23 protein-coding genes are annotated in these 22612 nt (G+C 73.4%); 11 read left to right on the forward strand and 12 right to left on the reverse strand.

The genetic code is table 11. The features are described from left to right. The first annotated feature begins 104 nt into the window (after positions 1-104). The 4 genes from GA0070604_RS23220 to GA0070604_RS23235 all read left to right on the forward strand — a co-directional run bounded on the left by GA0070604_RS23220 (position 105) and on the right by GA0070604_RS23235 (position 3104). Positions 105-1073, forward strand: coding sequence for a cytochrome c oxidase assembly protein (locus tag GA0070604_RS23220; RefSeq protein ID WP_091122521.1), 969 nt, complete (start codon positions 105-107; stop codon positions 1071-1073). An 89-nt stretch (positions 1074-1162) separates the two neighbouring features. Then, entirely contained in the window at positions 1163-1561 is a 399-nt protein-coding gene (locus GA0070604_RS23225; RefSeq protein WP_091122524.1) for a helix-turn-helix domain-containing protein, read from the forward strand. Between the two features lie 141 nt (positions 1562-1702). Continuing rightward, positions 1703-2749, forward strand: a complete 1047-nt coding sequence (trpD, locus tag GA0070604_RS23230; RefSeq protein ID WP_091122527.1) for an anthranilate phosphoribosyltransferase — start codon at positions 1703-1705, stop codon at positions 2747-2749. 163 nt (positions 2750-2912) lie between these two features. Continuing rightward, positions 2913-3104 carry a hypothetical protein gene (locus tag GA0070604_RS23235; RefSeq protein ID WP_091122531.1) on the forward strand — a complete coding sequence of 64 codons (192 nt, stop codon included), beginning with the start codon at positions 2913-2915 and terminating at the stop codon, positions 3102-3104. Positions 3105-3215: 111 nt separating this feature from the next. Here the strand turns inward: GA0070604_RS23235 and GA0070604_RS23240 are convergent, their stop codons facing one another. Further along, entirely contained in the window at positions 3216-3641 is a 426-nt protein-coding gene (locus GA0070604_RS23240; RefSeq protein ID WP_091122534.1) for a cytochrome c oxidase subunit 4, read from the reverse strand. Positions 3642-3651: 10 nt separating this feature from the next. Next, entirely contained in the window at positions 3652-4623 is a 972-nt protein-coding gene (gene ctaC / locus GA0070604_RS23245) for an aa3-type cytochrome oxidase subunit II (protein ID WP_091122538.1), read from the reverse strand. A gap of 241 nt (positions 4624-4864) precedes the next feature. Between ctaC and GA0070604_RS23250 the strand changes: the two genes are divergently transcribed. Continuing rightward, on the forward strand, positions 4865-6016 hold the full coding sequence (locus tag GA0070604_RS23250; RefSeq protein WP_091122541.1) for a cysteine desulfurase family protein: 1152 nt from the start codon (positions 4865-4867) through the stop codon (positions 6014-6016). Beyond that, positions 6013-6240 (forward strand): sulfurtransferase TusA family protein, encoded by a 228-nt coding sequence (locus GA0070604_RS23255; RefSeq protein ID WP_091122544.1) that lies wholly within the window; start codon positions 6013-6015, stop codon positions 6238-6240. The genes GA0070604_RS23250 and GA0070604_RS23255 overlap by 4 nt, the downstream gene beginning before the upstream one ends. A 96-nt stretch (positions 6241-6336) precedes the next feature. On the opposite strand, the gene GA0070604_RS23260 is transcribed toward GA0070604_RS23255, so the two are convergent. Beyond that, positions 6337-7209: a M23 family metallopeptidase gene (locus GA0070604_RS23260; RefSeq protein WP_091122548.1), complete on the reverse strand. Its 873-nt coding sequence runs from the start codon at positions 7207-7209 to the stop codon at positions 6337-6339. A 173-nt stretch (positions 7210-7382) separates the two neighbouring features. Between GA0070604_RS23260 and GA0070604_RS23265 the strand changes: the two genes are divergently transcribed. After that, positions 7383-9416, forward strand: a complete 2034-nt coding sequence (locus tag GA0070604_RS23265) for an AfsR/SARP family transcriptional regulator (RefSeq protein WP_091122552.1) — start codon at positions 7383-7385, stop codon at positions 9414-9416. Between the two features lie 108 nt (positions 9417-9524). Here GA0070604_RS23265 and GA0070604_RS23270 read toward each other — a convergent pair whose 3' ends face one another. The 4 genes from GA0070604_RS23270 to GA0070604_RS23285 form a co-directional block, all read right to left on the reverse strand. Continuing rightward, complete coding sequence (locus GA0070604_RS23270) at positions 9525-10085, reverse strand: P-loop nucleotide/nucleoside kinase family protein (protein WP_244162053.1); 561 nt, start codon at positions 10083-10085, stop codon at positions 9525-9527. After that, on the reverse strand, positions 10082-11059 hold the full coding sequence (locus GA0070604_RS23275; protein WP_091122555.1) for a carbohydrate kinase family protein: 978 nt from the start codon (positions 11057-11059) through the stop codon (positions 10082-10084). The genes GA0070604_RS23270 and GA0070604_RS23275 overlap by 4 nt, the downstream gene beginning before the upstream one ends. A gap of 207 nt (positions 11060-11266) precedes the next feature. Next, positions 11267-11635, reverse strand: a complete 369-nt coding sequence (erpA, locus tag GA0070604_RS23280; RefSeq protein WP_089005934.1) for an iron-sulfur cluster insertion protein ErpA — start codon at positions 11633-11635, stop codon at positions 11267-11269. A gap of 152 nt (positions 11636-11787) precedes the next feature. Further along, positions 11788-12948: a glycerate kinase family protein gene (locus GA0070604_RS23285; protein WP_208602154.1), complete on the reverse strand. Its 1161-nt coding sequence runs from the start codon at positions 12946-12948 to the stop codon at positions 11788-11790. A gap of 44 nt (positions 12949-12992) precedes the next feature. On the opposite strand from GA0070604_RS23285, the gene nadA reads away from it, so the two are divergent. The 3 genes from nadA to GA0070604_RS23300 all read left to right on the forward strand — a co-directional run bounded on the left by nadA (position 12993) and on the right by GA0070604_RS23300 (position 16420). Beyond that, complete coding sequence (gene nadA, locus GA0070604_RS23290) at positions 12993-14168, forward strand: quinolinate synthase NadA (protein ID WP_091122562.1); 1176 nt, start codon at positions 12993-12995, stop codon at positions 14166-14168. Between the two features lie 213 nt (positions 14169-14381). After that, positions 14382-15737, forward strand: coding sequence for a UDP-N-acetylglucosamine 1-carboxyvinyltransferase (murA, locus tag GA0070604_RS23295; protein WP_091122566.1), 1356 nt, complete (start codon positions 14382-14384; stop codon positions 15735-15737). 74 nt (positions 15738-15811) lie between these two features. Further along, on the forward strand, positions 15812-16420 hold the full coding sequence (locus GA0070604_RS23300) for a DUF3043 domain-containing protein (protein ID WP_091122570.1): 609 nt from the start codon (positions 15812-15814) through the stop codon (positions 16418-16420). 52 nt (positions 16421-16472) lie between these two features. Here GA0070604_RS23300 and GA0070604_RS23305 read toward each other — a convergent pair whose 3' ends face one another. Then, positions 16473-16781, reverse strand: a complete 309-nt coding sequence (locus GA0070604_RS23305) for an AzlD domain-containing protein (protein WP_091122574.1) — start codon at positions 16779-16781, stop codon at positions 16473-16475. Then, the gene (locus tag GA0070604_RS23310) at positions 16775-17644 is read right to left on the reverse strand and encodes an AzlC family ABC transporter permease (RefSeq protein ID WP_244162054.1); all 870 of its coding nucleotides are present in this window, start codon (positions 17642-17644) and stop codon (positions 16775-16777) included. Before GA0070604_RS23310 ends, GA0070604_RS23305 begins: the two co-directional genes overlap by 7 nt. Positions 17645-17711: 67 nt before the next feature. Between GA0070604_RS23310 and GA0070604_RS23315 the strand changes: the two genes are divergently transcribed. Continuing rightward, a complete protein-coding gene (locus GA0070604_RS23315; protein WP_091122577.1) occupies positions 17712-18272 on the forward strand; it encodes a helix-turn-helix domain-containing protein in 561 nt (186 codons plus the stop codon). 19 nt (positions 18273-18291) lie between these two features. On the opposite strand, the gene GA0070604_RS23320 is transcribed toward GA0070604_RS23315, so the two are convergent. The 3 genes from GA0070604_RS23320 to GA0070604_RS23330 are packed head-to-tail and all read right to left on the reverse strand — an operon-like array spanning position 18292 to position 20907. Beyond that, positions 18292-19263 (reverse strand): ABC transporter ATP-binding protein, encoded by a 972-nt coding sequence (locus GA0070604_RS23320; protein WP_091122581.1) that lies wholly within the window; start codon positions 19261-19263, stop codon positions 18292-18294. After that, complete coding sequence (locus GA0070604_RS23325) at positions 19260-20063, reverse strand: ABC transporter permease (RefSeq protein WP_091122585.1); 804 nt, start codon at positions 20061-20063, stop codon at positions 19260-19262. The genes GA0070604_RS23320 and GA0070604_RS23325 overlap by 4 nt, the downstream gene beginning before the upstream one ends. Then, positions 20056-20907: an ABC transporter permease gene (locus tag GA0070604_RS23330; protein ID WP_091127354.1), complete on the reverse strand. Its 852-nt coding sequence runs from the start codon at positions 20905-20907 to the stop codon at positions 20056-20058. The genes GA0070604_RS23325 and GA0070604_RS23330 overlap by 8 nt, the downstream gene beginning before the upstream one ends. Positions 20908-22612 lie beyond the last annotated feature (1705 nt).

The following is a 22612-nucleotide window of genomic DNA, read 5'->3' on the forward strand; positions in this document are numbered from 1 at the left end:
TCATTATTGCCCCTGACCGGGACCGACGATCAGCGGGGTGGCAAACCTGTGCCGGTCGTGGCCCGATCGGGGTCGTCCGCTTCGCCTGACCTACCCTGAAAAGCGTGCTGCACGTCGATCCGATCATCACCGTCACCTCGGTGGCTCCGCCACCCGCCGCCCCGGCGATCCTGGCGGCGGGCGGTGCGGCCGTCCCGCCGCCCTTCACCGTCGCGCGGATCCTCACCGAGACCCAGCTCAACAGCTGGCTCACCCTCGGGCTGCTCCTCGCCGCCGGCCTCTACCTGTACGGCGTGTACCGGCTGCGGCTGCGCGGCGACCGCTGGCCGGTCATCCGGACGGTGTGCTTCCTCGTCCCCGGCCTGGGCGGCATCGCGTCGGTCACGCTCAGCGGGCTGGGCGCGTACGACACCGCGCTGCTGTCGGTCCACATGGTGCAGCACATGGTGCTGTCCATGATCTCGCCGATCTTCCTGGCGCTGGGCGCCCCGGTGACGCTCGCCCTGCGCACCCTCCCGGTGCGGCCCCGCAAGCGGCTGCTGGCGATCGTGCACAGCCGGATCGTCCGGATCTACAGCTTCCCGCTGGTCGCGTTCGCCATCTTCGTGGTGAACCCGTTCGCGCTCTACTTCACCGACCTGTACAGCTACACGCTGCAGCACGAGTGGGCGCACGAGCTGGTCCACGCCCACTTCATCGCCACCGGCTGCGTCTTCTTCTGGCCGCTGCTCGGCCTGGACCCGCTGCCCGGCCGCTGGCCGTACCCGGCCCGGGCGCTGCTGATGGTGCTCTCGGTGCCGTTCCACACCGTGCTCGGGCTCACGATCATGCAGAGCACCACCCTGTTCGGCGGCGACTGGTACCCGTCGCTGGGGCTGACCTGGTCGGACCCGTGGAACGACCAGGTGGTGGCCGGCGGCGTGCTCTGGGCCGGCGGAGAGTTCGTCAGCGTCACCATGCTGGCCGTGCTCGTCGTCCAGTGGATCAAACAGTCGGAGCGCGAGGCCCGCCGGTTGGACCGCGAACTGGACCGCCAGGAGGCCCGCGAGCGGGCCGCGGAAGCCGCTGGTTGAGCTCCCCGAGGGGGTACGCCAGGGCGGGCCGTCCGCCCGCTGTGACGCCCGCTACGATCAGCGGGCAGCTACGAAGTGGGAGTGCCGGTATGAGTGAGCGTCTTTACACCGTCCTGCTCTACAGCGACGATCCGAAGGTCCGTGACCGGATGCGGCTCGCGGTCGGCACCCGGCCCGCGCCGGGCCTCGAGATCGAGTTCGCCGAGGCCTCCGACTACGCCGAGTGCGTCCGGCTCGTCGACGACTACGAGATCGACCTGCTCCTGCTCGACGGCGAGGCGACCCCGGGCGGCGGCATCGGCATCGCCCGCCAGATCAAGGACGACCGGGACGACGCCCCGCCGACCTGTGTGGTGCTCGCCCGCGCCGCCGACCGCTGGCTGGCCGCGTACGCCGAGGTGGACGCCACGCTGACCCACCCGCTCGACCCGGTGACCACCGGCACCACCGTCGCCGAACTGCTGCGGCGTACGCACGCCGTGGCCTGAGCCGGCCCACTCGGCGCCACGGCAGCGTGGCCGTGGCGCCGGCGTTCCGGCCATGATCCGGGCCACCGCGCCGCGCGGCGGCGTTCCGGTCCGCACGAAGGCCGCCACCCCGCATTCCACGCCCCGCTCAGGAGGCCCACCATGGGCGAACGGACCTGGCCACTGCTGCTCAACGCGCTGCTGCGCGGTGAGGAACTCGCCACCGCCGACACCGCCTGGGCGATGGACGAGATCATGACCGGTTCGGCCAGCCCGGCGCAGGTGGCCGGCTTCGCGGTGGCGCTGCGCGCCAAGGGTGAGACGCCGGCCGAGCTGGCCGGCCTGGTGGAGGCGATGCTCGGCCGCTCCGTCGAGGTCGAGCTCCCCGAGGAGGTACGCGCCACCGCGCTCGACGTGGTCGGCACCGGCGGTGACCTCGCCCACACGGTCAACATCTCCACGATGACCGCGCTCGTGGTGGCCGGGGCGGGCGTACGGGTGGTCAAGCACGGCAACCGGGCCGCCTCCTCCTCGTGCGGCACCGCCGACCTGCTGGAGCACCTCGGCGTACCGCTGGACCTGACGCCCGAGCAGGTGGCCCGGTGTGTGGCGGAGGCCGGCATCGGCTTCTGCTTCGCGGCCCGGTTCCACCCTGGGATGCGCCACGCCGGGCCGGTCCGGCGGGAGGTCGGCGTGCCCACCTTCTTCAACTTTCTCGGCCCCCTGACCAACCCGGCCCGCCCCCGGGCCGGCGCGGTCGGCTGCTTCGACCTGCGGATGGCGCCGGTGATGGCGGCCGTCTTCGCGGCCCGTGGGGACTCGGTGGTCGTGATGCGTGGCGAGGACGGGCTGGACGAGTTCACCACCGCCGCGCCGACCCGGGTCTGGGTGGCCCAGCAGGGCACCGTCAGGGAGGCGCTGCTGGACGCGACGGAGCTGGGGGTACCCCGGTCCACCCTGGCCGATCTGCGGGGCGGGGACGCCGCGTACAACGCCGGCGTGGCCCGTCGGCTGCTGGCCGGCGAGACCGGCCCGGTCCGGGACGCCGTGCTGGTCAACGCCGCGGCGGCGCTGGCCACCCAGGGCCCGCTCGACGGCGACCTGCACGAGGCGCTGCGGGCCGGCCTGGCCCGGGCGGCCGAGTCGATCGACTCCGGGGCCGCGGCCGGTGTCCTGGACCGGTGGCTCGAGGTCGGCCGCTCCCTCTGACCGCGGGCCGGCCGGTGATCCGCCGGACCGCGTCGCACCCCGGTACGCCGGGCCCGCGCGGAGGTGTCATACCGGCGTGCCAAACTACACGGGAGTAATTTTCCGTTTTCCGCCGATGCCGGCACCAGTCCTCGGCGGACACCGGAGGCGAGAGGAGACGCCCGTGTCGGACCGAGAGCTCTACTGCGACATCTGCCGGGGCGTCATGCTGTTCGAGACGCCACCCCAGGCCGACGGCCACGCCGGATGGTCAGAGCTGGCCTGCACCGGCTGCGGCGCGGGCCTGCTGGTCGCCGACGCCGCCGTCCGCGCCCCGCGCCCCGGCCGCCGCCCGGCCCCCCGCCGCGCCGCCTGACCCTCCGGCCGACCTGCCCCGGGTGGCGGCGGCACCGGCCGGGACGCATCCGACGCACACGTGAGGCCCGCCTCCCCGACGGGAGGCGGGCCTCACGGTGTGGCCGTCAGCTCAGTGCTCGGCGGTCCGGCGGGTGCCGGAGTAGTACTCGAAGAGCAGGCCGCAGGCGGTGAAGATGACCGCCACCAGGCCCGCGCCCAGCAGCCACATCTGCCAGAAGACCAGCCCCATACCGGCGATCGCGGCGGCCAGGGCCAGGCCGAACGGCCAGTAGCTGCCCGGGCTGAAGAAGCCGACCTCGCCCGCGCCGTCGGCGATCTCGCCGTCCGCCCGGTCCTCCGGACGCAGGTCGATGCGCCGGGAGATGAACCAGAAGAAGCCGCCGCACATCGAGCAGAGCAGGAACGACAGCAGCAGGGCCACCGTGCCGACCCACTCGATCCGGCCGGACTCGCCGTGCGTCCAGGCGCCGTAGAGGATGGTGACGCCGAAGAGGAACGCCGCGACGGTCAGGAAGATTCGCCACTCGGTCTTCATGCCGGATACCTCAGCTTCCCGCGCCGGCCGACGCGTCGGACGGGTTGAAGTTGTTCTTGGTACGCCGGGTGTCGAACGGCACGGTCGTCTCGGCGTACGGCTTCTCGCCGATCGCCGTGAGCGCCTCCTGCGTCGACTTGCCGGCCTTCTTCTCCGCCAGGAACTGGTCGTACTGCTGCGGCGAGACGACCCGCAGCTCGAAGTTCATGAAGGCGTGGTAGGTGCCGCACAGCTCGGCGCAGCGGCCGACGTACGCGCCCTCCTGGTCGAGGCTGGTGACCTCGAAGACGTTGCGGACGTTGCCCGGGAAGACATCGCGCTTGAACAGCAGCTCCGGCACCCAGAAGGAGTGGATGACGTCGCGGCTGGTCTCCTCGAACCGGATGGACTTGCCGGTGGGCAGGACCAGCACCGGGATGACGTCACTGGTGCCGAGGACCGAGGCGACGGTGTTGGCGTCCGGGCCCTGGCCGTCGCGGTAGTTGAACTGCCAGTTCCACTTGAATCCGACAACCTCGACGGTCACGTCGGGGTTCTTCGTGGTCTTGTCCACGTTGGTCTGCACGACGGCCGTGTAGTAGAAGAGCACGGAGACCACGAGGATCGGCGCGATGGTGTAGAGGAACTCCATCGGCAGGTTGTAGCGGGTCTGCACCGGCAGCTTGTTGCCGCGCTTCCGGTAGCGGATCACGCACCAGAAGATCAGGCCCCAGACGAACACGCCGACCGCGAGCGCCGCGATGCAGGACGCGATCCACAGGTCGTACATCCGGTGCGACTGCGGAGTGATGCCACCCTGCGGCCACCCGAAGCCGTCGAACGTCTTGCCGACGTCGCAGCCGGTGAGCAGAACCAGCAGCGCGGCTCCGCCGAGACCGAGCCCGGCGAGCCGACCAGCACCACGCCGCCGGCGTCCACCGGCTCCTGGGGAAGCGCTGTGCCGTACGGCTGACGACCGTACCTCCGAACTCCTTGCGACCACCTGGTCCTGCCTCCCTAGCGCGCCGCGGTGGCTGTTTCCTCCAGCACCCACGGCAAAGGCGTCACCGACGGTCGCAGATTACTCGACCATGACGGGCCAGACCGTCTTGGGGTCACTCTCCGCCCCCATCGAGTCCTCCGCCGGGGGCCGGCGCGATAGCGTCGGCCTTCGTGAGCGATCGAACCATCAGGCTCGGTAGCGCGGCGTCTCGCGCCGGCGCGGAGCGAAGCGAGGCGGCGGCGTGAGCGCCTCCCCGGTCTACCTCGACGCGGCCACCGCCGCCCCGCTGCATCCGGTCGCGCGGCAGGCGCTGCTGGCCGCGCTCGACGACGGCTGGGCGGACCCGGGCAAGCTCTACACCCAGGCCCGCCGGGCCCGCCAACTGCTCGACGCCGCCCGTGAGGCCGCCGCGCAGACCCTCGGCGTCCGCGCCGACGAACTCTCCTTCACCCCCAGCGGTACGGCCGCGGCGCACGCCGCCGTGCTGGGTGGCCTGATCGGGCGGCGCCGGGTCGGGGCGACCCTGGTGCACTCCGCGATCGAGCACTCCGCGGTGCTGCACGCCGCGGAGCAGCACGTGGCCGGTGGCGGCGACACGGTCCGCGTACCGGTGGACCGGCTCGGCCGGCTGGACCTGGACTCCTGGGCGGCGGCGGTGGCCGCCCCGGGGGTGGCCCTGGCGGCCCTGATCGGGGCCAGTCACGAGGTGGGCACGGTGCAGCCGGTGCCGGCGGCGGCCGAGGCGTGCGCCGAGTCGGGGGTGCCGCTGTACGTCGACGCGGCGCAACTGGTCGGCCGGGCGCCACTGCCGGCCGGCTGGTCGGTGCTGACCGCGAGCGCGCACAAGTGGGGCGGGTCGCCCGGCGTCGGGCTGCTGGTGGTCCGCAAGGGCACCCGCTGGGAGTCGCCGTTCCCCGCCGACGAGCGGGAGTCGGGGCGTACCCCGGGGGTGCTCAACCTGCCCGCGGTGGTGGCCGCGGCGGCGAGCCTGCGCGCGGCGGCGGCCGACGCGGCGGCCGAGACGGCCCGGCTGGCGCCGCTGGTGGACCGGATCCGGGCCCGGGTGGCGGCCGAGGTGCCGGACGTGGAGGTGGTCGGCGACCCCGTGGACCGCCTTCCGCACCTGGTCACCTTCTCCTGTCTCTACCTGGACGGCGAGGCGCTGCTGCAGGCGCTGGACCGGCGGGGCTTCGCGGTCTCCTCCGGCTCCTCCTGCACCTCGTCCACGTTGCGGCCGTCGCACGTGCTGGAGGCGATGGGGGTGCTTTCGCACGGCAACGTCCGGGTGTCGCTGCACCGGGACACCACCGAGGCCGACGTGGACCGCTTCCTCGCCGAGCTGCCCGGGATCGTCGCCGACCTGCGCGCCGAGGCGGGGGTGACGGGGCTGTGAGCGAGCCGGACGAGGTGCTGGACTGCCGGGGCCAGCGCTGCCCGCTACCGGTGATCAACCTGGCCCGCCGGCTGCCCGAGCTGCCGGTCGGCGGGGTGGTCCGGGTGCTCGCCGACGACCCGGCCGCCGCCGTGGACATTCCCGCCTGGTGCCGCATGCGCGGCCACGACTTCCTCGCCGCCCACCCCACCCACCCCGCCTACGACGTCCGCCGCGCCCACTGAGGCCCACACTCCGTTGATCAAGAGGTTTGCGTCACGTACCGGCGGGCGGTATGACGCAAACCTCTTGATCGACGCTGTTGGTCAGTACGGGAGCGGTCAGCCGCAGTGCTCGAAGGCGGAGGTGTAGGTCGAGCCGCCGGCGCTGCCGCCCCACCTCACGCAATCCGGCGAGGAACGGATCACCGGCCCCGCGTAGTACGAGAAGTTGCCGGAGTCCGTCGATCTCGTCGAGCCCTGCGGTTCGAGGAAGGCGCTCGTGGCGGTGGCCGTACCGACGCTTGCCATCTTCAGGGTGACCACGCAGTTCTGGCTGGTCGAGCCCTTCCACAGCAGGTTGGTGGTGCCCGCCGAGCCGAGCTTCGCCGAGTCGATGACCTCGAATCCGCTGCCGCACACCTCGGCCGGGTCGTACGAGGTGCCACAGTTCGCGCTGCTCACCGATGCGTTCGGGTAGGAGAAGGTGGAGGCGTTGAAGACCGCCTTGATGATGTGCGACTGGGAACGGTCCGGGTAGCGCACCTCGTAGTGCAGGTGCGGGGAGATGTTGTTGCCCGACCTGCTGGTGTTGCCGACCGCCCCGATGGCCTGGCCCCGCAGCACCGACTCGCCGGCGACCACCGCCCGCTTGTCCAGGTGCGCGTAGTACGTGTAGTACCCGCCACCGTGATTGATCACGATCAGGTTGCCGTAGCCGTTGGTCTCGCCCTGGTGCGCGGAGACCTCGACCGTTCCGGCGGCCGCGGCCAGCACCGTGTCACCAAGATCCGCGGTTGCGGTGGAGCCCCGGTTGAAGTCGATCTCCCAGGACACGTGCGCGCTGCTGTTGCTGCTGTTGCCCTGCCAGGTCTGCCCGCACGGGAAGGGGAGTTGGAACGCCGGCGCGGCCTGCGCCGGGTTCGCGACCAGCAGGGTCCCCGCGACGCCGATGACGAAGGCGCTCACGACCCGCAGCAGGTGACGTAGTCGCATCTAGCCGTCCTCTCCCTAAGCACTCTGGATCACCAGCCTGGCCCGGCCCCCTTCAGCCCGACTCCACATTCCCTACAATCGATCAACGCCCGGCCGGCTGCCACCACTGGCCCCGCCCGGTCACCCCCGCGTAGCATCGTCAAAGACGATCATCGATCGCGGATGGTGTGGCGATGTCAGACGGACTTGAGCTGCGCATACTCGGCCCACTGCAATTGCTGCGCGACGGCGTGCCCATCCGGTTGCCCGGGGTCAAGCCCCGCCAACTGCTCGCCACGCTCGCCCTCCACAACCAGCGCACGGTCGCGGTGGAGCAGCTGATCGAGGTGCTCTGGCCGCGCGACCCACCCCGCTCGGCGGTGGCCAACGTGCACACCTACGTCCACGCCCTGCGTAGCCACCTCGGCACGGCCCGGCTCTGCCGGCAGCCGCCCGGCTACCGGCTACTACTGGGTCCCGCCGAACTCGACGTGGTCCGCTTCGACGAGTACGACCGGGCCACCGACCCGGCTCGGCTGGACACCGCGCTGGCGCTGTGGCGGGGCGGACCCGTCGAGAACCTGCCGCACCCGCCGCTGTGGCGGCCCGAGGTGGAACGCCTGATCGAACGCTGGCGGTTGCTGCGGGAGCAGCGGGCCCGGGTACGTATCGAGGCCGGCGATCCCGCCGGGGCGATCGCCGACCTGCGGGCGCTGGTGACCGAGGACCCGTTGCGGGAGGAGGCCTGGCGGCTGCTCGTCACCGCGCTCGAGGCGACCGGCCGCCGGGCGGAGGCACTGTCGACGTACTCCAGCGCCCGCCGGTTCCTGGTGGAAGGGTTGGGTATCGAACCAGGCGAACCGCTACGCCGGTTGCATCGCAGCCTGCTGCACCAGGACGAGCCGACAGCCCCGGCCGGATCGGCCCGGCCGGACGGCTCCGGCGCCACCGTGCTGCGCGGGTTCGCCCTGCTCAACCTCGATCCGGCACCCGGCTGGGTGGCGGCGGCCCTGCTGGACCGGGACGACGCCCGGAACGTGCTGGACGACTTGGCGCAGGCCCGGCTGGTACGCCAGGTCGGCCGCGACGAGCTGGGGCAGCCGCGGTTCCGGCTGTCGACCGCGGCCGGTCCACTGGCACCGGAACTGCCCGACCCGGCCGACGAGGCGATGCTGTGCCGGGTCCTCGGTGGCTACCTCGACCTGGCCGAGCGGGCCGCGCGGAGTCTGCCGGCCCAGATCTTCGGCCCCGGGCTGAGCATCGCGGCCCGCTGGCCGGTACCGGCCGCCGCCGAGCTGACCAAGGACCCGGTCGCCTGGTTCACCGTCGAACGGCAGGCGCTGCTCACCGCCGTCGACCTCGCCGCCCGGCTGGGCCGCTCGGAACTTGCCTGGGAGTTCGCGCATGCCATGCTGCCCTGGTGCGACCTCGGCGGCCACACCGCCGAGTGGGAGCAGACCCACCGCACCGCGCTCGACGTCTGCCGGCGCAGTGGTGACCTGCTCGGCGAGGCGGTGAGCCTGCGCGGTCTCGGGCAACTGCACCTGTACCGCGATCATTACGGCTCCGCCGCCGAGGCGTTCAGCCGGGCCCGGCTGGCGTACGCCCGGCTGGGCAACACCCACGGCGAGGCGGGCGCCCTGGCCGGGCTGGGATCGGTTCACCGGATGCGCGGCGACCACCACACCGCGTACGACTGCTACCGGCAGGCGCTGGCGTCCTACCAGGCGGTCGGCGATCGGCACGGCCAGGCGTACGTGCACGGCGCGCTCGCCCTGGTGTGGCTGGCCCGCCGGAACCCGGCCGAAGCGCTCCGCTCACTGAACGCCGGCCTGCCGCTCGCGGTCGAGGTGGACGACCAGCACCGGGTCGCGCACCTGTTGCACCGGCTCGGGTTGATCCGGGTGTGGCTCGACGAGGCAGCGGAGGCCCGCGACTGCTTCACCGCCGCGCTCGACCGGTTCACCGCCATCGGCGACGCGCACGGCCAGGCGTACTGCCTCAGCGACCTGGCCGAACTGGAGCACGGTGACGCGGCGATCAGCCGGCTCAGCCGGGCGTTGGAGATCTTCGAGCAGATCGGTGACCGCCGCGGCCAGGGGCAGGCCGCCCGGCGCCTCGGTGAGCTGCACCGGGACGCCGGGCGGGGACGGCTCGGCGACGCGTATCTGGCCGAGGCCCGGCGGCTGCACTCCACCGTCGAGGACGAGATGACCCGCCTCCGCTGAGCGGTAAGCAGGGGCCCCTTCTTAACGTCTAGCGCAGAGCAGGGGCCCCCTGTTAACCGGTCGGCCTGGGGCGGTTCACCGGGGTCGGTATCCCGGTAGGGCACCCGGTCAGGTCAGGTAGGCGAGGAGGGCGGGGAGGGGGTCCACGGCCACGGCGGTGTCCACGACGAGGCGGGGGCCGATGATCGGTTCGTACTCGGCGCGGCGGACGAGGGTCTGCTCCCAGGTGGGAAACCGCTCGTCGGGTAGGCGGGCCTCGACCCGGCGGCGGTGTTCCGCCTCGTCCCCGCAGTGCACCTCGATCACCCGCAGCGGCACCCCGGCCCGTACGGCCAGGTCGTGCCAGAGGCCGCGGGCGCCGGCCACCGGGTTGACCGCGTCCACCACCACGCTCAGCCCGAGCCCGAGCTGCACCTCGGCGAGCCCGGCGACCGCGCCGTACGCGGCCATCTCGGGCACGTCGCCGGTCAGGCCGTACCGGCCGAGGGCCCGCTCCACCGGGGTGACCGGCAGGACCGGGGCGTGCAGCGCGGCACCGACCCGGGCGGCGAGGGTGCTCTTGCCCACCCCGGGCAGCCCGGCGAAGGCGACCAGCAGCGGACCGCCGGCGCCGGGGCGGACCGCGCCCGGGTCCACCGTGCCGCCCGGTCCGGGTACGACCGAGGTCACGGCAGCAGGTGCGGCCGGACGTCCTCGGCGGCCGCGTCCCCGTACGACTCGGCCAGCCGCTTGACGAACAGGTCCCGGCGGACCTGGTACTCCTGGGTGCCGACGGTCTCCAGCACCAGGGTGGCCAGCAGCGAGCCGACCTGGGCGGCACGCTCCAGCCCCAGGCCCCAGGACAGGGCGGCGAAGAAACCGGCCCGGAAGCCGTCGCCGACGCCGGTCGGGTCGACCGCCTGGATCTCCCGGGCGATCGGCACGTGGATGGGGTCGATGCCCCGCCCGGCGATCTCCACGCCGTCCTTGCCCAGCGTGGTGACCCGGACCTTGACCCGGTCGAGGAGCTGCGCGTCGGTCAGACCCGCCTTGCTCAGCAGCAGCGACTTCTCGTAGTCGTTGGTCATCAGGAACTCGGCGCCGTCGATCAGGCCGAGGACCTGCTCGCCGTCCATCCGGGCGAGCTGCTGGGACGGGTCGGCGACGAACGGGTATCCGCGCTCCCGGCACTCCTCCGAGTGCCGGATCATCGCCTCCGGGTCGTTGGCGCCGACCAGCACCAGGTCGAGGCCGTCCAGCCGCTCCGCGACCGGGGCCAGCTCGATGTTGCGGGCCTCACTCATCGCGCCCGCGTAGAACGAGGCGATCTGGCACATGTCGGTGTCGGTGGTGCAGACGAAGCGCGCGGTGTGCGCCACCTCGCTGACGTGCACCGAGTCGCAGTCCACGCCGTGCCGCTCCAGCCAGGACCGGTAGTCGGCGAAGTCGGCGCCGACCGCGCCGAGCAGCACCGGGCGCAGCCCGAGCTGGGCCATACCGAAGGCGATGTTCGCCGCCACCCCGCCCCGGCGCAGCACCAGGTCGTCCACGAGGAACGACAGCGACACCTTGTGCAGCTGGTCGGCGAGGAGCTGGTCGGCGAAGCGGCCGGGGAAGCTCATCAGGTGGTCGGTGGCGATCGAGCCGGTCACGGCGATCTTCATGTCAGCCCTCGAGGGTCGGGAGCACGGCGCGGTCAGCCTACCGGTCGCCGCGGGCCGCGGCACGGCCTCGGTCGGCAACCGGCTGCCCGCCGCACACCCCGGCGTCACCGTGGGTACATCCGCCGGAAGAACGCAACGGCGGGACCGCCCCGGTGAGGGAGGGTCCCGCCGTTGTCGGGTATGTCAGGGCGTCGCCCCGGCGTCGGCTCAGCTGAACGAGTCGCCGCAGGCGCAGGAGTTGCCCGCGTTCGGGTTGTCGATGGTGAAGCCCTGCGCGTCGATCCGGTCGGCGAAGTCGATGGTCGCGCCGGCCAGGTAGGGCGCGCTCATCCGGTCGACGACGACCTCGACACCGTCGTAGTCGGTGACGATGTCACCGTCGAGCGAACGCTCGTCGAAAAAGAGTTGGTACCGCAGGCCGGAGCAGCCGCCCGGCTGCACAGCGACCCGGAGCCGCAGGTCGTCGCGGCCCTCCTGCTCGATCAGGGCCTTGACCTTCTGCGCCGCGACGTCGGTGAGGACGACGGTGCTGGGGGCCTTGGCCTCGGTCGACTCGGTCTGCGCTGGCGTGGTCACGTGGAAATCTCCCTGCGCGTGTGGGTCCGGACGCACTGGCCAACATTCCCCGTCGCCCAGTCATTCCCGGTGTGGTCCGGATCCGATCGTACGCCGCCCGGGCGGAAGTCACCCCAGGTGCCGCGACTCATGGTGGAAAGCAGCGCTGCCGGTCAGCGGCTCCACTGCCGGGCCAGCCGGGCGCCGAGCGCGCGCAGCCCCTCGGCGGGCCGGCCGAGCGCCGCCGCCAACCCACCGTGCTCCTCGCCGCCGAAGTGCTCCACCAGGCTGTACGTCTCGGTCACGCCGGCCGCGGCCGCCTCCCGCCGCCCGGTGCTCACCCGCCCCGCCAGCACCACGCAGGGCACGCCCCGGTCCCGGGCGGCACCGGCCACCCCAGCCACCACCTTGCCGCGCAGCGACTGGTGGTCGAAGGACCCCTCCCCCGTGATCACCAGATCGGCGCCGTCCAGCGCGGCGTCCAGCCCGATGGCCCGGGTGACCAGCCCGATGCCGGACTCGGTCCGGCCGCCGAGGGCGAGGACGGCCCCGCCGAGCCCGCCCGCCGCACCGCCGCCGGGCAGCGTGCCGAGCCCCGGCGGGCAGCCGGGCAGCTCGCGTTCCAGCACTCCGGCCCAGCGCTCCAGCGCCGCGTCGAGCAGCAGGACGTCGGACCGGCTGGCGCCCTTCTGCGGGCCGTACACGTTGCTGGCGCCGTGCAGCCCGAGCAGCGGGTTGTCGACGTCGGTGGCGGCGACCAGGGCGACCCCGCGCAGCCGGGGCGCACCGTCCAGCGCGGCCACCGCGGCCAGCGCCGCCCCGCCGTACGGCAGGGCCTGCCCGGCCTCGTCCAGCGCGGTGACGCCCAGCGGGGTGAGCATGCCGGCGCCCCCGTCGTTGGTGGCGGAGCCGCCCAGCCCGATCACCACGGTCCGCGCCCCCGCCTCGACCGCCGCGGCCACCAGCAGCCCCAGCCCGTACGAGGTGGTGGCCTTCGGGTCGCACTCGGCGGCCGACAGCAGGTGCAGCCCGCACGCCTGGGCGCTCTCCAGGTACGCGGTGCCGTCGTCGGTGAGCAGGATCTCACCGGTGGCGGGCCGGCCGAGCGGGTCGACGGTCGGCACCGGCAGCCGCCGCCCGCCGAGCGCGTCGGCGAGCACCGCGACGAACCCGGGGCCCCCGTCGGCGAGCGGCCGGATCAGCAGCTCGTCGCCGGGGGCCACCTGCCGCCAGCCCTCGGCCACCGCGGCGGCGACCTCCTGGGCGGGCAGCGTGCCGGCGAACTTGTCCGGGCAGAGCAGCACACGCATGCCGAGCAGTGTGGCAGGCCACATCAGCGGCGGCTGTGGGCCGGTCCGGCTGTGGGACGATGGGGGGCGTGACTTCCACCTGGGTTGAGCCCTCCAACACCGCCACTGCGCTGCTGCTCCTCGGCCGCGGCAGCGATCCCGCCACGGAACGTGGCGTGGAGTGTCCGGGTGATCTCCCCGCGCCGAGCGACCCGGACCTGGTGGCCCGGGCGGCGGCGGCCAAGGCCGCGCTCGGCACGAAGGTCTTCGTGCTGGGCCACCACTACCAGCGCGACGAGGTGATCCAGTTCGCCGACGTGACCGGCGACTCGTTCAAGCTGGCCCGCGAGGCGGCGGCCCGCCCCGACGCGGAGTACATCGTCTTCTGCGGCGTGCACTTCATGGCCGAGAGCGCAGACATCCTCACCTCGGACCGCCAGCGGGTGATCCTGCCCGACCTCGCCGCCGGCTGCTCGATGGCCGACATGGCGGTGCTGTCGCAGGTCGAGACCGCCTGGGACGTGCTGACCGAGCTGGGTGTCGCGGCGGACACCGTCCCGGTGACGTACATGAACTCCTCGGCCGACATCAAGGGCTTCGTCGGCCGGCACGGCGGCGTGGTCTGCACCTCCTCGAACGCGAAGCGGGCGCTGGACTGGGCGTTCGAGCAGGGGCGGAAGGTGCTCTTCCTGCCCGACCAGCACCTGGGCCGCAACACGGCGGTGCTGGAGATGGGCTTCTCGCTGGACGACTGCGTCCTCTACGACCCGCACAAGCCGAACGGCGGGCTCACCCCCGAGCAGCTCCGCGACGCGAAGATGATCCTCTGGCGCGGGCACTGCTCGGTGCACGGCCGGTTCACCCTGGACAGCGTCAACGACGTCCGGGAGCGGGTGCCGGGGGTCAACGTGCTGGTCCACCCGGAGTGCCGGCACGAGGTGGTCACCGCCGCCGACCTCGTCGGCTCCACCGAGTACATCATCAAGACCATCGAGGCGGCCCCGGCCGGCTCGGCGTGGGCGATCGGCACCGAGCTGAACCTGGTCCGCCGGCTGGCGCTGGCCCACCCCGACAAGCAGATCATGTTCCTGGACCGGGCGGTCTGCTACTGCTCGACGATGAACCGGATCGACCTGCCGCACCTGGTGTGGGCCCTGGAGGAGCTGGTCGCCGGCCGCGTGGTCAACCAGATCACCGTCGACCCGGACACCGCCCGCCACGCCCGGGCCGCGCTGGACCAGATGCTCGCCCTCCCCGGGGCCTGATCACCCTCGGTCACATCACTAGCACGGAAACGCACGGGACACCCCGGTTCGTGCCCTGGCTGGTGATGTGACCGATTACATTTTCGTCACGGAGGGCTATGCTGCCGGGGCGACGACACACGCGGGCCGTTTACCCGTGGCCGCATTCCGGGTAGCGATGCAGATCGTGGGCCCCTCCATCTACACGGCAGCACCAACGCGCTGGAGGTTGCGTTGACCGACGACGTCCTGGTCGTACACGGAGGCACTCCGCTTCAAGGGCGGATCCGCGTGCGCGGCGCGAAGAACCTCGTGTCCAAGGCGATGGTCGCCGCCCTGTTGGGCGACACTCCCAGCCGACTGTTCGACGTGCCGCGGATACGGGATGTCGAGGTGGTCCGCGGGCTGCTCCACCTGCACGGGGTCAAGGTGAGCGACGGCGAGGAGGACGGCGAGCTCATCCTCGACCCGTCCAACGTCGAAAGCGCCAGCACCGACCAGATCAACGTGCACGCGGGGTCCAGCCGGATCCCGATCCTGTTCTGCGGGCCGCTGCTGCACCGGCTCGGCCACGCCTTCATCCCGGACCTGGGCGGCTGCCACATCGGCCCGCGCCCGATCGACTTCCACCTCCAGGCGCTGCGGGAGTTCGGCGCGACGGTCGACAAGCGGCCGGAGGGGCTGCACCTGTCCGCCCCGAACGGGCTGCACGGCACCAAGTTCGCCCTCCCGTACCCGAGCGTGGGCGCCACCGAGCAGGTGCTGCTGACCGCGGTGATGGCCGAGGGCGTCACCGAGCTGCGCAACGCGGCGGTCGAGCCGGAGATCATCGACCTGATCTGTGTCCTGCAGAAGATGGGCGCGATCATCAAGGTGCACACCGACCGGGTGATCGAGATCCAGGGCGTGAAGCGGCTCAGCGGCTACACCCACCGGCCGATCCCGGACCGGATCGAGGCGGCGAGCTGGGCGGCGGCCGCGCTGGCCACCCGGGGTCACGTCGAGGTGCTGGGCGCCCAGCAGGCCGACATGATGACCTTCCTGAACATCTTCCGCTCAGTCGGCGGCGAGTACGAGGTGACCGACCTCCGGCCGCCGCGGGGCGGCAAGCCGGGCCAGGAGGGCGGCATCCGCTTCTGGCACCCGGGCGGCGAGCTGAACGCGGTGGCGCTGGAGACCGATGTCCACCCCGGGTTCATGACCGACTGGCAGCAGCCGCTCGTGGTGGCGCTGACCCAGGCCCGGGGCCTGTCGATCGTGCACGAGACGGTCTACGAGCAGCGGCTGGGCTACACCGAGGCGCTGAACACGATGGGCGCCAACATCCAGGTCTACCGGGACTGCCTGGGCGGCACCCCGTGCCGCTTCGGCCGGCGCAACTTCAAGCACTCCGCGGTGATCGCCGGCCCGAGCAAGCTGCACGCGGCCGACCTGGTCATCCCGGACCTGCGCGCCGGTTTCAGCCACCTGATCGCGGCCCTCGCCGCCGAGGGCACCTCCCGGGTGTACGGCGTCGACCTGATCAACCGCGGCTACGAGGACTTCGAGGCCAAGCTGGCAGACCTGGGCGCACACGTAGAGCGTCCGTAACATCACACTGAGTTCTTCGCGCCCGGTGCACCCGCGATGTGCGCCGGGCGCGGCTGTTTGGCTACCCTTCACGAGTGCCGTCGCTGTTTCGTCGTAAGCCCGCCGACCTCGTCGAGGAGTCCGTCACCACGGTGACGACCGACGAGGCGTCCGTTGCCGCCCGTTCCCGGGGCTACACCCCGAGCAAGAAGGAGTTGGGCGTGGTGACGCCGAAGCGGCCCACCGCGGGCCGCCGGGCGGGTACGCCGAGCAAGCCGCTGACCAAGGAGGAGGTCCGGGAGCAGCGCCGGGCGGCGCGCGCCGAGGCGGCGGCGGAGTTCCGGCGCGAGGGTGGCGCGCGCGACCGGGGCCCCGAGCGGCTGCTGGCCCGCAACGTGGTCGACTCCCGGCGTACGGTCGGCACCTGGTTCTTCGGTGGTGCGCTGATCGTGCTGCTCGGCTCCAACCAGGCCATGCCGATGATCGTCCGGCTGATCTCCAACGCCCTGTGGGGCGCACTGGCGCTCGGCGTGGTGATCGACTCGATCCTGATCTCCCGCAAGATCAAGAAGCTGGTGCGCGAGCGCTTCCCCAAGAGCACCGAGCGGCTCGGCTCCCTCTACTTCTACGCGATCATGCGTTCGATCACGTTCCGCAGGATGCGGGCCCCGCAGCCCCGGGTCAACATCGGCGACAAGATCTGACCGGGCGCGCCCCGGATCCGGCCCCTTCCCGCCGTCGCGGGGAGGGGCCTCGTCATGCCACCCCGAGCAGGCGCAGCAGCGCGGTGGTGCCGGCCGCCGCGACCACGACCAGCACGAAGGGCGCCCGCCGCCAGGCCAGCAGCAGCCCGACCAGCACCCCGGCCGGCCGGGCGTAGCCGGCGAACGCGCCGGCCTCGGTCAGCGCGGCGGTCGCGGCGAGCGCGGCCAGCAGGGCGGCGGCGGCGACCGGCAGCAACTGCCGGGACCACTCGGGCAGTTCCAGCCGGTCACGCAGGAGCACCCCGGCGACCCGGAAGCCGTACGTGCCGGCGGCCAGGGCGATGATCACGGCAATCAGCACGACGCCTCCTCGGTGCGGACGACGGCCGGCTCGGCCGCGCGGGTCTCGCCCCGGCCCGGGTCCGGCACGGTGGCCGGGGACGCGTCGGCGGGGTCGAGTTGTCCGGCCGGGCCGGCCCCGTCCGCAACAGCCGCACGGGCGACGCCGGCCGGGGCATCCCCGTCCGCGACAGCCGCACGGGCGACGCCGGCCGGTCCCCGGCGGCGCAGCGCGGGCCCGGCCACGGCGGCGAGGGCGAGCAGGACCGGCAGCCCGGCGGGCAGGAACGGGGTGGCCAGCACGGCCAGCACGGCACCGGCCAGCGCCACCCGGCGGGTCTGCGCGTCCCGCAGGCTCGGCAGCAGCAGCGCGGCGAGCCCGGCCGGGAAGGCGGCGTCGAGCCCGAGCACGCCCGGGTCGCCCACCGCGCCCCCGGCCAGCACGCCGAGCAGGGTGCCCGCGTTCCAGGCCAGGAAGAGCAGTGCCCCGGCGAGCCAGAACGCGCGTCGGCGGGTCGGCCCGGCCGGCCGGGCCAGGGCGAACGCGGTCGCCTCGTCGGTCATCAGGTGGCTGCCGAGCAACCGCCGCCAGCGGGCCGGCCCGAGGCTGCCGCCGAGGGCCAGACCGAACGGCAGGTGCCGGGCGTTGAGCAGCAGGCCGGCGAGGACCGCCGCGAGCGGGCTGCCGGCGGCCACCAGACCCACCGCCATGAACTGCGCGCCGCCGGCGTAGACGAACACCGACATGGCGAGGGTGGCCCACCCGGGCAGGCCGGCGGCGACCGCCACCGCGCCGAACGACGCGCCGACGGCGACCATCGCCGCGCCGATGGCGGCGACGTCGCGCAGCACAGCCGCGTCTCCCGTTCGATATGCCGTACGCATGGTCCATTATCCTGAACGCAAAGGCACGCGTTCGTCAAACCGAACAAACCGACCTATGGAGCGAACAATGGCGGTCGATCCCGCTCCCCCGCTGGCCACCATCGCCGCCGCCCTGCGCCGCGAACGCGACCGGGCGGGCATCTCCCTGACCGAGCTGGCCCGCCGGGCGGGCATCGCCAAGTCCACCCTCTCCCAGTTGGAGTCGGGCGTCGGCAACCCGAGCGTCGAGACGCTCTGGGCGCTGGGGGTGGCGTTGGGCGTACCGTTCAGCCGGCTGGTCGAGCCGCCGACGGCCGCCGTCCGGGTCGTCCGGGCCGGCGAGGGCCCGCGAATCCGCTCCGAGCACGCCGACTTCAGCGCCACCCTACTCGCCGCCGGCGCGCCGCACGCCCGCCGCGACGTCTACCTGATGGAGCTGGAGCCCGGCGCGGTCCGGGTGGCCGAGGCGCACACCCCGCGCAGCATCGAACACGTCGTGGTCGCGGCCGGGCGGATGCGCCTCGGCCCCGAATCCGACCTGGTCGAGCTGGGACCGGGAGACTACGCCACCTTCCCCGGCGACACACCGCACCGGTACGAGGCGCTGGCCCCGGGCACCTTCGCGGTGCTGGTCATGGAACACCCCTGAGCCCGGCCGACCGCCGGGTTCAGCCGCCGATCTCGGCCGGCGTGCGGTAGAGCCGGGCGACGACCTCCTCGATGTCCGGCTCGACGATCGAGATGTCCCGCAGGGCGGCCAGGCCGGCGAGCCCGGCGACCACCTCGGCGACGCTCGCCGACTCCAGCGCGAAAACCAGCCGGTGCCCGTCCGCCTCCACCCGCACCAGCGGGGCGCCAGGCAGCGCCGGTGGCGCGGGCAACGCGGCGTCCAGCTCGGCCACGACCATCCGACGGGAGCCGTACCGGCTGTGCAGGGCGGCGATCGAGCCGTCGTGCACCACCCGGCCGTGGTCGATCACCACGAGCCGCCGGCAGAGTCGCTCGATGTCGGCCAGGTCGTGGGTGGTGAGCACCAGGGTGGTGTCGCCGGCCCGGCCCAGCTCGGCCAGGAAGCCCCGAACTGCCTGCTTGCTCACCACGTCCAGCCCGATGGTCGGCTCGTCGAGGAAGAGCACCTCCGGGCCGTGCAGCAGCGCGGCGGTCAGCTCGCCACGCATCCGCTGCCCGAGGGAGAGCTGCCGGACCGGGGTGTCCAGGAACTCGTCGAGATCGAGCAGGCCCCGGCAGCGGGCCAGCCGGGCCGCGTGCTCCCCCGCCGGCACCCGGTAGACGTGCCGCAGCAGGTCGAACGATTCGCGCAGCGGCAGGTCCCACCAGAGCTGCGAACGCTGCCCGAAGACCACGCCGATGCGCAGCGCCAGCCGGGTCCGCTCGGCCACCGGGCGCAGCCCGCAGACCCGGGCCTCCCCCGCCGAGGGCATGAGCACGCCGGTGAGCATCTTCAGGGTGGTCGACTTGCCGGCCCCGTTCGGGCCGATGTAGCCGACCATCTCGCCGCGCTCCACCCGCAGGTCGATCCCGTCGACCGCGGTGACCGTACGCTTCTCCCGACGCAGCCGGCCCGCCTTCACCCGGACCGTGAACTCCTTGCGCAGACCGCGCATCTCGATGACGCTCAAGATCCCGTACTCCGGTAGTGGCGGATGCCCACCCGCCAGGCCAGGGCGGCGACCGCGGCGGCGAGCGCCGCGACGCCCGGCGCGGCCCAGCCGACCCAGGCCGGCAGGCCGAGCGGGTCGGGCCGGCCGAGCAGCGCCAGCGCCGGGTGGTAGCTGACGAAGGCGAACCCCATCCCGTACGCGAAGACCGTGCGGAACCAGCCGCCGTAGACGGTGACCGGGTACGAGGTGAAGTCGCGCCCGCCGTAGGTGACCGAGTTGGCCAGCTCGCCCGATTCGATCCAGTAGAACGACACGGTGGCCGTGGTGACGAAGACCGCGCCGAAGAAGACCACGCCGGCCAGCGGGGCGACCACGACCAGGGCGACCCGACCGATCGTCCAGTCGATCCCGGCCGAGCCGACCGCGACGACGAGCACGGCGAGCCCGAAGACCGCCCGGGACACCTTGCGCAACGGCAGGTCCATCAGCAGCAGCTGCGGCAGCGCGGCCAACGGGCGGACCAGCACCGCGTCGAAGAGGCCGGTGCGGACGTACCGGGGCAGCCGCTCGACGTTGCCGACCAGCAGGTCCGCGGTGGCGAACGCGAACGACGACAGGCCGACGATCACCAGCGTCTCGCGCAGCGAGAAGCCACCCAGCTCACGGGTGACCCCGAAGAGCACCAGCACGGTGACCACGTCGAACACCGTCGCACCGACGTTGCCGACCAGGTCCACCACGAACGACGTCCGGTACGCGGCCTGCGACCGGGCCTGCGCGCCGAGCAGCGCCCGATACGCCGCCAGGTGTTCAGCCACCCTGCACCACCAGGCGCTGTTCGGCGCGGCGCTGGACCAGCCGGCAGAGCACGAGCAGCGCGACGGCCCAGCCGACCTGCACCCCGACCAGGCCGAGCTGCGCCGGCGCCGGATCCCGCTCGACCAGCACGTCGAGCGGGATCTGGAGCAGGCTCGGGAACGGGGTCCCGTACCGCAGCAGGGCCTCCAGCCAGCCGGGCAGGAAGCCCAACGGGAAGTAGAGCCCGGCGAGCACGCCGGAGCAGAGCGTCCAGAGGATCAGCGGGCCCCGGACGTCCTGCAACCAGTACGCGGTGGTGTTGACCAGGTAGCGGCAGCCGAAGCAGACCACCACGGCGAGCAGCACGGAGAGCGCGAACAACGGCAGGGTGCCCGGCCGGCGGGGCAGGTACACGTCGAAGAAGAACAGGCCGATCAGCACCGGCGGCAGCAGCCGGGCCAGCGAGGCGAACCCGGCCCGGCCCAGGTCGGTGGCGAGGTAGCTGGTCACCGGGTGGACGGGGCGGAGCAGGTCGGCGGCGACGTCGCCGGTGCGGATCCGATCGGCCAGCTCGGTCCAGCCCCAGATCAGGACCACCGCCAGCAGTCCCTGCCCGACCCAGACGAAGGTGGCGAGCTGGGCCCGGTCGTATCCGGCGACCCGGCCCGTCGCGCCGGCCGCCGCGAGAAAGACGTAGTAGCGCAACAGCCCGAAAACACTGTTGGTGACCGCTCCCGCCACTGTGGCCTGGCGGTAGGTGGCATAACGCCGAAAACCGGATGCCACTATCGCGCTGAATGTCCGAAACCATCGGGTAACGTTTGGGTCCGTGGGTGACGCCACAGTGGCGGTGACAGAGCCCACGCCGTTACCCTCCTTCCGCAGCCACGACGTGCCGGATCGGGCGACTCTACCGGCACGTCGGGTGCCCCGGCGCGACAATTTCCAACGAGGTGACATCGCCGTGAGCGAGCGACGCGAGCCGGCCCGGGGCCGCGCCGCGCGGGCGGCGACAGGGTCCCCCCGATGAGCGGCTGGGACCGCTGGCACGAGCCCGCCGAGGCGTCCTGGGCTCTCGAACCCACCCACGAGTGGCGCCCGCAGTTCCCGGGGCAGCGCTACCCGGGCGACATCGGCATCGAGCACCTCACCCCATCCGCGCCGCGCGGTCGGGCCACCGTGGTCGGCCGGGCCGAGGTGCGCCCGGTCAGCCCGGCGCCCGGCCACGGGGACGCGTACCCGGTCAGCCCGGCGGGACCCGACGTACGACGCGGCATCCACCCCGTCAGCCCGGCCGGCCCGGATGAGCGGCGCGGCACCTACCCCGTCAGCCCGGCGGGACCCGACGCACGACGTGGCATCCACCCTGTCAGCCCGGCCGGCCCGGATGAGCGGCGCGGCACCTACCCGGTCAGCCCGGCTGCGGGTGACCGGAGCGGTGGGCACCCGGCGCACTCCGGGCCGGGCGAGCGGCGCGCGTACCCGGACGGGCGCGGCTGGGACGAGCCACGCGTGGACGAGCGGCGGCCCCGGGCGGAGCGGCACACACCCGGTGACGGGCGTGATGGCGTACCCCGTCACGGCCCCGCTCCCCAGTTTGGCGACCGGTACGACCCGCGCGGCCCGGACCGGGCGCGGACCGCCGGCTGGCCAGACGACCGGTCCGACCAGCGCTGGGTACGCCCCGAGCCCGGCCGGCGGATGCCACCGCCGGATACGGATTCCCGCCGACCGGTCTCCCCCGTGGCCGAGCCCGGTTGGCTCCCGGAGCCCGACGAGTTCCCGCACCGCCCCCAGCCGCGACCTGGCCGGTCTGAGCAGCGTCGGGGTACGCCCGACGGACCGCCCACCGCGGTCCCGCGCGGCCCGATGGACCGGCGCGACCCCGGCGCCGACCACCTGGCGGATCGGCGCGGCCACGGCTTCGACGGACGAGGCGAGCGACGCGAACCCGGCTTCGACCGCCCAGCCGAGCGACGCGAACCCGGCTTCGACCGCCCAGCCGAGCGACGCGAACCGGGGTTCGACGGTCCAGCCGAGCGACGCGAACCGGGGTTCGACGGTCCGCCCCGCCGCGAGCCAGACCCGCGCCGGGAGGCAGCGGCCCGGGCCGACCTGCGCCCTACGGCACCCACCACCCCGGACGACCACGGCCGTCCCCTGGACCCGCAGCGGGGGGAGCCCGGCCGGCACGGCGGACCACGCCCCGGCAGGTACGGTCCCGACGAACGGTGGGACGGCCGCCGCCCACCGTCCGATGGCGCCCGCCCGGGTGCTGGGGAATGGCCGGTGGTCGAGCGGCGACCCCGCACCGAGCCGGCCGCGTACCAGCCGGACGAGTGGCAGCGCCCGGTCGGACCGGGCCGGCCCGGTCCCGACGGGCGCCCGGCGCGCCCGGCCGACGAGGCGGTCCCCCGATACGACGGCCGCCGGCCCGAGCCGGTCGGTCGGCACGAGCCCGTCGGCCGGCCCGAGCCGGTCCGTCCCCGACCCCCCGAGGACCGGTACCGGCCCGAGGACCGCTCAATCGGTCGCCCCCAGCCGCAGGAACGGCAGGGCCGCCCGGAGG

The organism is Micromonospora eburnea, from assembly GCF_900090225.1.
In the GTDB taxonomy this organism is placed as follows: domain Bacteria; phylum Actinomycetota; class Actinomycetes; order Mycobacteriales; family Micromonosporaceae; genus Micromonospora; species Micromonospora eburnea.

Coding starts and splice junctions, on each gene's coding strand:
- GA0070604_RS23225 (WP_091122524.1), top strand. CDS start 1,163: ATGAGTGAGCGTCTTTACACCGTCCTGCTCTACAGCGACGATCCGAAG.
- trpD (WP_091122527.1), top strand. CDS start 1,703: ATGGGCGAACGGACCTGGCCACTGCTGCTCAACGCGCTGCTGCGCGGT.
- GA0070604_RS23240 (WP_091122534.1), bottom strand. CDS start 3,641: ATGAAGACCGAGTGGCGAATCTTCCTGACCGTCGCGGCGTTCCTCTTC.
- GA0070604_RS23260 (WP_091122548.1), bottom strand. CDS start 7,209: ATGCGACTACGTCACCTGCTGCGGGTCGTGAGCGCCTTCGTCATCGGC.
- GA0070604_RS23265 (WP_091122552.1), top strand. CDS start 7,383: ATGTCAGACGGACTTGAGCTGCGCATACTCGGCCCACTGCAATTGCTG.
- GA0070604_RS23275 (WP_091122555.1), bottom strand. CDS start 11,059: ATGAAGATCGCCGTGACCGGCTCGATCGCCACCGACCACCTGATGAGC.
- GA0070604_RS23285 (WP_208602154.1), bottom strand. CDS start 12,948: ATGTGGCCTGCCACACTGCTCGGCATGCGTGTGCTGCTCTGCCCGGAC.
- GA0070604_RS23310 (WP_244162054.1), bottom strand. CDS start 17,644: ATGCGTACGGCATATCGAACGGGAGACGCGGCTGTGCTGCGCGACGTC.
- GA0070604_RS23315 (WP_091122577.1), top strand. CDS start 17,712: ATGGCGGTCGATCCCGCTCCCCCGCTGGCCACCATCGCCGCCGCCCTG.